Genomic DNA, 9094 nt, shown 5'->3' with positions numbered 1-9094 from the left:
CATCGGCGCACTACGCCTGCTCGGCTTCACCAACATCGCCGAAGCCACCCGCTGGGCACGCGACGACTTCACCCACCCACTCATCGCACTCGGTCTCAACATCTGAGAACGCATTCAGCCCTGCCCGAGTTCTCCGACGGGCTTGAGAACGAGCAGGTCGACATCAAGCTCAATACGTGGGGTTGGGCGAAGGCAAACTGGCAGTCCCTGCTCTTCGGCGCTCTCCTCGCGATCGCCATAGCAACGCTCTGGGTACTGGTACAGGCTGTCGCAACAGTCGTCTTTGCCGACGGCACGTTCAAGGTGGCTGCAAAGGCCCTTGTCACTCAGACCGGGACGGTATTCGGTCTGGCGTTGGTCGCGATCTTGGTTGGTCCTAAGGTCGTCGAGGGCGCAGTGGTCACCAAGAAGACAGCAGCGCCGGAGGAGTCAGACCAGTTTGCGAAGCGGTTCAACGACCTGGTCAGGGCAGCTTTGAAGGGAAAGGCCAAGCGGCTCGTAGTGTTCATCGACGAACTTGACAGATGCAGCCCGAAGGACGTCGTCGCCACCCTGATCGATCTCAAAACATTCCTCGACCAGGAGAAGTGCGTTTTCATCGTGGCTGCCGATCGCGAGGTCATCGAGCGGGCACTCGATGACCTTCCGCAAGCCAAGCCTGTCCGTGAGGCTGAGCCGTACTACGCCACCACCGGTGCTTTCCTCGACAAGATTTTCCAGCATCAACTGGCCCTGCCGCCATTGCGATCACGGGCGCTAACGAAATTCGCCCACGATCTTGTCGACGATCAGGGCGGTATCTGGAAGGAGTTGCGCGATCGCGACACCCATGGGCGGGACACCTTTGACAGGACCGTGTTCGCGCTCATCCCGGTGCATGTCCGCAGCCCCCGGCGGGTCAAGGTTCTACTCAACAACTTCGCTACCAATGCCCGCATTGCGGGGTCACGCGGTATCGAATGGATCGAGCGTGCCCACGAACTTGCAGTTCTCACTGTTCTGCAGACTGAGTTCCCCGCCGTCGCCGCCGACCTGCGCCGAGTGCCGAGGCTCCTGGTGTACATCCGAGGCGAGGAGGCCCCAAGCTCAACCGACGTGCGCAACGTCCTCGCCAGGTACGTCTCCGACACCGGCCCCGAGCCAAGTCAAGATCGGGAAGCTGAGGAAGACGCTGAGGCTGAACCGACTGATACCGCAGCCGGGCGTCTGCTGTCGGACAACAAGGCATCAGCCGGTGACCAGGAGCGTGAGGTCGCCAGCGCTACCCTGCGCCGCCACCTTCACAGCTACCTCGCAAAAGTTGCCGCGGCAGGCATTCGCGACCCCCGTCCGGATCTGCTGTATCTCCAGGCAGCCGGCCGCGCTAGTCTCCCCGACCCCCGCCTTGGAGACGTCATCGACTTCGCTACCGACACCGCACCCGACACCGTCGTTGCCGCATTCGATGGACAGGACTCCGCAACCCTCACGGTCGCGATCCCGCTGCTGGTCACCGAGGGCGACAACGAGACCGGGCCTGGCCAAGTGTTCGCCTACGAGTCCGCCTGCCGCCTCATCGAGCATCTCGATCCTGGCGACCGCGGCTCTGTCACCGCACAGGTCGCGCCATCGCTCCTTGCTGCCGTCACCAGCCAGACCCTGTCGCAGGCGTCCAAGCCCGGTGCACTGCTAGTGGCCTGCTGGGATGGCTCCACAGACGCTGCACGCAGCATCCTGGACGGCCTCAACCATGCTGACACGCCCACGACAGTGCTCGACAACCTCACCGTCGTTCTGCCCCACCTAGAGGACAACGAGAGGCTGCTCCTGGTCGAGATGCTTACCCGTCGGTTCGCCGAACACCCCAAGCCGCTGTTGACCGCGCTCCAGCAAGCACCCATCGACGACGCCATCGCCCTGTGGGGGAACGTCGGCGACCGTGTCCTGAAGGTACTCAACGAGCTCGAAGAGCCAGAACTCGGCCCGGGGGCTGAACCGACTCCGACGGCTGGCACGACCGGCCAAACGGTCGCAACACAGCCAGTCGAGGCGGGGCTGACCGGCGCAGGTGTCGAACGACTTAAAGTGTTGATCGAAACTATCCGGAGCCGAGGTGACCACGAGCCGCTGCTGTCCGCGGTCCTCGAGACCATCCAGTCTTCGGCGGCCGTAATTCCGCTGAAGACATGGGTGGACAAGAACGCCGAGCTGTTCGTTAGCACGATGTCATCGCCGCTGCGACATGCCTGGCATGCGCTCCTCGGCCTCAGGAATTACCCCAACGCCAACGTTGCCACGTGGTCAGCAATACTGCCCGATTACGACGCCATCACCCGCTCCGGCCGGGACTCTGGAGACAAGCGCGACCAGCGCGCAGGTGAGGCCGCCTCCACCTCAGAGGCAAGCTTCGCAGGCGCATCGACAGACCAACCAGCTAACGGATCCGTACAAGATGGCGACCTTGAGTCGACGGTCGTTGCTTCCGCGGACGAGTTGCTCGTCAAGCTTCTGGAATTCTTCGCATCCACCGAGCGCAGCGGCCTCGCGTCGCTCAAGGCTCTCGCGATCAAGGTCGCTAACTGGGTTTCGATGACCGAGCAGGACGTTGCCTTGAGGGTCGTCCAAACGCTCAGCACCATCGGCTGGGAGGCCGGAGACGACGAGACAGCCGGGCAGCTGTTGTGGGAGCGGAAGGAGGCGTTGTTCGAGACCGTCGACTCGTTCACCACCGGAGATCCATCACGGCTCCATACGCCCTTCGTCGCCGATCTCGCGGACATGCTGAACAGCATCGAGCTGGGTGGCTTCGCAACGAAGCACTGGCGCGGCCTGTGTGAGAAGCTCTCGCACAGCGCAGCCGAGGAACTGTCGAACCGCGTCGACGCTTACAAGCCCCAGGAGGCAGAGCTCGGCGCTGTCATGGGTCTGAAAATCACTGTTCGAAGGGTATTCGGCGGTGATGCCCCCGCAGCGGCCGAGTTGGTGGAGATCCCGGTGGAGCAGCAGAACGCGGCGCTGACCACCTCCTGGCTCGCGCTATCGCCTGATCCGGAGGATGTTCGCACTGTCTTGACAAGAATTCCCTTCTCGCCGACAGCACTGCGCGATTACTGTGGCACCATCGACACGGGGCAGCGGACGAGCATCTGGATCACACTGTTCGAAAACAGCATCTCCCACGGGATGCTAACAGCTGCCGGTGCCGCTGGCCTTGGCCCGGAGGCGGTCGCTCACATCCGAACTCAGGTTGCGGTTGAAACTCGGGAGCCGGACCGGTCCGCGCTTGTCCAACGTCTGCGCCTGGGCACTCCGGCGGCCGATGATGCACCAGCAGTAAGAAAGGCTGCCAGCATGCTCGCAGGTGACCTTCTCAAGAGAGGCACGAGCGGCGACCTGCGTACGGCCGCCGAACTCGTGCTGTGGGCCGGTGGAGCTGGATACGGGCGTACGCAGATTCTTCGGGAACAGTTCACTGACTTGGCTACCAAGCATGCAAATGCGCTGCCCAAAAAGACTGCGCAGGGACTCCGCGATGCAGGTCTTCTGACCCCCGAGAAGAAGGGACGCCTCGCTTCGATCCTCGGGCGGTGACCGGCAAGCGGGCCCCCATCCAATAATGACCTCGTGCGAAGTCTCCCTGCCTGGCATCTTCACCCTGAAAGGCTCGACTTTCCGAATCACTTTGGTCCGAGAGAACCTCGATACCGTCCTCGAACACGCGCTGACGGCTGCACTGGCCAGCCGACATGGCCTACAAAAGAACGCCATGGACGGGCACGGCAGGACACCAGCAGATGGACCTTATTCGTCGAAGCTCATGGGAGCATCGAGTTTGTAGCGGCGATACTGTCTGGTCAGGACGTCCAGTGGAAGCAGCGGCCAGCGAGTGACGGTGCCGGTGGCCTTGTCGATGACTAGGGTCGTCGCGGTTTCGAGGGTGGGGACCGGGGGCGGTTCGGGGATGTCCACCAGGACGGGGATGGCCTGGTAGGCGTCCTCGAACTCGTCGAGGTGGATGAGGACCAGCTCGTCCCCGCGCCGGGGTAGATAGAGGTGGGCGCGGCGCCATGCCTCGGCGGCATCGATGGCCGAAGGTCGGCCGGTGGGCTCCAGCGCAACGGCGAGTGTTCGGGTGGTGGTGATGAGCAGGTCTTGGGCTTGGCGAAGAAAGTCGAGGGTGGGTTCGTCGAGGTGGTCGGCGGCGACCGGTTGGCTGAGGAGGCGCGCTATGGCGGTGCGGTCGGCTCGTTCTGCCAGGGTCCGGATGGTTTCGAGGCCGCGCAGCAGGTGGGTGTAGCGGTCAGCGGGGGTGTACATGGGTTCTCGTCCTGGGCGGGGATGGTGGGACCGGGGACGCGGCGGACGGGAGGTGGCCGCCGCGCCCCCGGGGATGTGGGCCGGGTTCCGGCCAAGGGTGTTCGTCAGTTTGGTGTGGCCAGAGTGTGGGTCTCGTGGTGGCTGACGATGCGTTCGGCGGTTTCTTGAAGGTCGGTCAGTGGCTCGCGGGTGTAGCCCTGGCCGTTGTGCCAGGAGAACGCCTTGGGCTCGACCCAGATGTTCACCGTTCCTGCGGTGAGCACGGAGATGCCGCTGTCGTCGCCGCGGCGAGTCGTGGGGACGCCGCGGGATCGGAGTGCTGCGGTGAGCCAGTCGGCCGCCGTTATCGGGTCGATGATGCGGCTGGTCGTTGGCCATGAGGTAGGGAGGCGCAGGGCGAACCAGACGCTCTTGCCAGGTGAGGCGGTCAGGCGGGAGCGGGTGAGGTGCGTGCCGGTGTCGGTGGCGAGGGCCTCGACGATGGACAGTCCTTTGCCGTGCTCGTCGAGCAGGTCGGCGCCTCGGACGATCGGCCAGGCGTCGCGGTGGGCGTCGAAAACGGAGACGACCAGTCGCGGGGTGGGGCGGGTTCGCGCCCAGATCCACAGTTCTGGCCGCGTCCTCGAGGACGCGTGGGTCAGCGCGTTCGTGGCCAGTTCGGAGACCGCGAGTCTGGCGTCCTCGATCGGGTTCGGGGTGAAGTCCAGTTGGCGCATGGTCGCCGCGACGAGGGAGCGCGCGTGGGAGGCGGCGCTCAGGTCGTCCGGGAGTTGGAATGCGCAGGCGCCGCCGGCCGGGATGTCTGCGGGGGCACCGGTCAGCATCGGCCGCTCCTGCTCAGAGTCCTGGGCATGCAGTGACGGCCACGACACCGAACGCGTCCTCGCGCAGCCCTGCGAAGAGACGACGGCTGTGCCTCCGTCACCGGGTAGGGCGTCGTATGGTTCTGGGTTGCGCTGGGCGAAAGCCGCTGCGGTAGGCGAAGGTCGAGTGAGTCGAGTCGCCGCCTCAGCTCGGCCGACGTGGTGGCCTCAATGAGTCGCGGGGTGCCGTCCTCGGTCTGGATGAGGGCCCAGTAGCTCCCGGTGTATTCGCCGAACCAGATCGTGGCGGACGGGAACCGGCCGCTGAGGTCGGTGACGGCCCGGTCAGGGTCTTGGGCGGACGTGGCCCATGGGACGGACGGCGTTGCGGGCGGCATCGGGGTACGGACTCGTTCCCATTCGGCAACGGGTCCGTACTTTCCGGCGGGGGGCATCACCCGGACGGGTGATGCATTCGTACGATCATGCATGGGTTGGACCTCCAGCGTCCGATCAAGGTCTCGGACCGGTGGTGCCACACCGGTCCGAGACCGCCCAACCTTCCGGTCAAGCGGGCCCTATCAGGGCCCGACCAACTCTTTGCTGCTCCCGCGTCTTCGGGCGAAGCCGATTGCAGGCTGATCGCCGAAGATCACCGCCTTGGCTACGGACAGGAGTCAACTGTTCACCATGATGCACCGGACGTGGTTGCTTGTCCATGCACTTGTTCAGTTCAATCCTGAGCAATGTCATTGATGTCAGCACTGGATCTTGGGTGTCGTGCCAGACTTGACGACCATGACACCCGCACAGAGCCCCACGGTGAGACACCGCCGCCTGGCTCGACAACTCCGCCAAGCCCGCGAGGACTCCGGCCTCTCGATGGAGAATGCCGCTGCTGCCCTGGGCTGGAGCCGCCCGAAGCTCGTCCGATTCGAAACGGCCAGAACAAGGCCCAGGGCAACGGACGTGGAGGCGATGCTCGACCTGTACGGCGGGGAGGAGGCGGTCAAGCTCGCTCTCATGCAGCTCGCCAGGGACATCCGCAAGCGTGGCTGGTGGTCGGCTTTCAACGACGTCCTGACCGGTTCGTTCGCCGAGCTTGAGGACGACGCCGCCAACATCCGCAGCTGGCAGGTCCAGTGCGTCCCAGGGCTGCTGCAGACCAGCGACTACGCGCTCGCCCTCATCCGGATCGGCAGTCCAGAGGACCCGGAGGACGTCCTGCTTCGCCGTCTTCAGGCACGTATGGCGCGGCGAGCCATCCTGGAGCGACAGAACGGACCGTCCTACACCGTGGTACTCGACGAAGCGGCTCTCAGGCGCCCCGTCGGCGGCCCGCAGGTCATGGGTCGGCAGCTCAATGCGCTGATCGACACGGCGCAGAAGCCCCATGTCAGCATCCGTGTCGTACCAGCCTCAGCCGGAGAGCACGCTTGCATGGACGGTGCCTTCGTGGTCCTCAGCTTCGCCGCCGAACTCGATCCCGACGTTGTCTACCTGGAGGGCATGGGCGGCGAGATCTACGTCGAGGACGTCGGACAGGTCCGCCGCTGTAATGTGAGGTTTGACCGCCTTTGCGATCAGGCGCTCTCCGAAGACGACTCGATGGCGCTGATCGCCGAGATCGCCAGGGAGTATCAGCATTCCGATGAACCTCCTCACTGAACTCTCACAAGCGCACTGGCGCAAGGCCAGCCAGAGCAGCAGCACAGGGAGCGACTGCATCGAGGTCGCCGCCATCAGAGATGTCATCGCCGTCCGCGATTCCAAGAACCCCGAGGGCCCGATGCTGGTGTTCGACCGCGATGCATGGGCGCAGCTGGCCGAGCGGGTGAACGGCGGCGAACTCGACTTCTGACGCGTCGCGTCCGCGGACTTGGTGGCCGGGGTCGGACGGGACGGACGAAGATCGGGTGCACGGCGAGGACGACGGTTACCGTTGCCTGGCCCGGCAACTGCACTACGGGATCGGGAGCGCATGGTGGCCGCCGAAGAGCGTGAATCGCCGATCGAGATCCGTGATGACATACCGGCGTCTGCCCGGGTGTACGGATGGGCGCTCGGCAGCAAGGACAACTACCAGGTCGACCGCGACTTCGCGTTGAAGACCGCGCCCGCCTTCCCCGAGTCGATCGACATCAGCAGGCAGAACCGGCTGTTCCTGTACCGGGCGGTGCGGTACCTGGCCACCGAGGCAGGAATCCGCCAGTTCCTGGACATGGGTTGCGGGCTGCCCACCGACAACAACGTCCACCAGGTCGCCCAACAGTTCACACCCGACGCCCGCGTCGTCTACGTCGACATCGACCCGATTGTGCTGGCCTACGGCCGCGCGCTGCTGGCCGGAGACGGCTCCACCGTCGTCATCAACGCCGACTTCCGCGACCTGGACGCCGTCCTCAACCACTCCGAGGTCGAGCGGCTGATCAATTTCGATGAGCCGCTCGCGGTGCTGTTCCTGTCGGTCGGGCACCACCTGACCGACGCCGACGACCCGCACGGCATCCTGCGCACCGTCATGGGTCGGGCGGCGTCGGGGAGTCATCTGGCGTTCTCGCAGGTCGTCTGCTCCGATCCCGGCCGGGCCGCCGAACTCGACGCACGCATGAACGGCGCCGGCATTCCCTGGCAGAACCGCACCCGTGAGGAGGTCGGCGCGCTTCTGCTGGACGGGCTGGAACCAGTCGATCCTGGACTGGTCAACCTGCTGCACTGGCGCCCCGACCCGGACCAGCCACCCCTGCCACCCGTCCCTGACGAACTGGCCCAGTTCGCCGGCGCCTCCAGGATGGGACGAGACGTCTGCGAATACGGCGGCATCCTACGAAAGCCCTGACCAGCATGGGCGGCTCGCACACGAACCAAGTGTCCGCTTAGCGCTACTGGCCATCATGGGGCGCGTGTTCCTCCGCGCCGTCCAGCTCATCGCGGTGCCGGGCGAGTGTGGGCATCGCCATGAGGAGCTCGAAGGCGCCGTCCCTCGTCAGCAGCGGTAGACGGTCGCTTTGGGGCGGGCCGGTGGCGTTAGTGGCCGCACCGTCGGCGGAGACTCTCGAGGTCCCCTCCGTGTATGCCGATATGGATATCGCCGGGGTCTGGCCTCGTCCGTCAAGGAGGCCTTCGTCTTCGTTTCCGTAGGCGAGGAGGAGCCGTTGGGATGAGGTCTGGCGGGCCAGGTAGGCGCGTGTCTGCTCATGGTCGTCGGTGAGGACCAGGCCAGGGATTCGGTCCTCTTGAAGGGTGCCGATGTCCAGGCCGAACAGCTGCCAAGCGTCGGGACGGCTGAGTACGAGTTCGGCCGGGATAGCTTGCCGGCGGCTCAGGATCTCGATCGCCATGTGCCGGGCGGCATCCTCGGCTCCTGAGCCGGATAGCGAAGCACCCTTCGTGAGAACGGAGGCGATGCGGGCTCTGCTGGGGGCCGTGCAGCCGATTTTGGCTGGGGACGCTACTCGGGTTCTCGGTTGGAAGCCTCTTCTCGAGTGGCTGAGCAGCGACCTTGTCGCCAGGATGATTTTCCGCCGACGGTTACCCATGGTGGCGGCAACCGCGACCAAGGCTAGTAGCGCGATGGCTGCCGCCGAAGCGAGGAGCCACAGTGCACTGCGGGATGGGGCACTGCGTGCCGTTGGGGCAGACATAGACGCATGTTCGAGCAACTGCGGGGTCGCCGACGCGGTAGCAGAGGGCTCTGCTGGTGATGGCTGCGTTTCAGTCTGCCTTGTTGCTCGCGCCCGTGGGGTTGTGGAGGACGCACGCCGTGACTGCGGAAGTGTCTCGTGCTCTCTAGAGCGCCGGTGAACGTGCTCGGGTGGCTTGTGGCGACGAGGGCGTTGGGACGCATTCGGCATGGAGTCACGGATGACGTCGTCCCAGTCCGGGTCGCGGCCGGTTCGGAGGCTTCGCAAGACCTCCTTGCGTGCGCGGCGGCAGACCTTGTCCCTGTTCACGTACCTTTCTGCGACGGGACCGAACGGGCCGCATCTCATTAC

The 9094-nt window shown here is 65.0% G+C and carries 7 protein-coding genes; 4 read left to right on the top strand and 3 right to left on the bottom strand.

The features are described from left to right. The first annotated feature begins 303 nt into the window (after positions 1-303). Complete coding sequence (locus SM611_RS37275) at positions 304-3570, top strand: P-loop NTPase fold protein (RefSeq protein WP_371955128.1); 3267 nt, start codon at positions 304-306, stop codon at positions 3568-3570. 210 nt (positions 3571-3780) lie between these two features. On the opposite strand, the gene SM611_RS37270 is transcribed toward SM611_RS37275, so the two are convergent. Beyond that, positions 3781-4296, bottom strand: a complete 516-nt coding sequence (locus tag SM611_RS37270; RefSeq protein WP_371955127.1) for an SUKH-4 family immunity protein — start codon at positions 4294-4296, stop codon at positions 3781-3783. A 104-nt stretch (positions 4297-4400) separates the two neighbouring features. Continuing rightward, a complete protein-coding gene (locus SM611_RS37265) occupies positions 4401-5120 on the bottom strand; it encodes an ATP-binding protein (RefSeq protein WP_371955126.1) in 720 nt (239 codons plus the stop codon). Between the two features lie 777 nt (positions 5121-5897). Here SM611_RS37265 and SM611_RS37260 point away from each other — a divergent pair. From SM611_RS37260 to SM611_RS37250, 3 genes are all read left to right on the top strand, one after another. Then, entirely contained in the window at positions 5898-6767 is an 870-nt protein-coding gene (locus SM611_RS37260) for a helix-turn-helix domain-containing protein (RefSeq protein WP_371955125.1), read from the top strand. Further along, positions 6751-6960 carry a DUF397 domain-containing protein gene (locus SM611_RS37255; RefSeq protein ID WP_371955124.1) on the top strand — a complete coding sequence of 70 codons (210 nt, stop codon included), beginning with the start codon at positions 6751-6753 and terminating at the stop codon, positions 6958-6960. Before SM611_RS37260 ends, SM611_RS37255 begins: the two co-directional genes overlap by 17 nt. A 186-nt stretch (positions 6961-7146) precedes the next feature. Further along, on the top strand, positions 7147-7938 hold the full coding sequence (locus tag SM611_RS37250; protein WP_371955123.1) for an SAM-dependent methyltransferase: 792 nt from the start codon (positions 7147-7149) through the stop codon (positions 7936-7938). Positions 7939-7981: 43 nt separating this feature from the next. Here SM611_RS37250 and SM611_RS37245 read toward each other — a convergent pair whose 3' ends face one another. Continuing rightward, the gene (locus tag SM611_RS37245) at positions 7982-8440 is read right to left on the bottom strand and encodes a hypothetical protein (protein ID WP_371955122.1); all 459 of its coding nucleotides are present in this window, start codon (positions 8438-8440) and stop codon (positions 7982-7984) included. Between the last annotated feature and the right edge of the window lie 654 nt (positions 8441-9094).

Origin of the sequence: Actinomadura monticuli (genome assembly GCF_041463655.1) — a bacterium.
GTDB classification, from domain to species: Bacteria; Actinomycetota; Actinomycetes; order Streptosporangiales; family Streptosporangiaceae; genus Spirillospora; species Spirillospora monticuli.
This window is presented reverse-complemented; position numbering and strand designations above follow the sequence as displayed.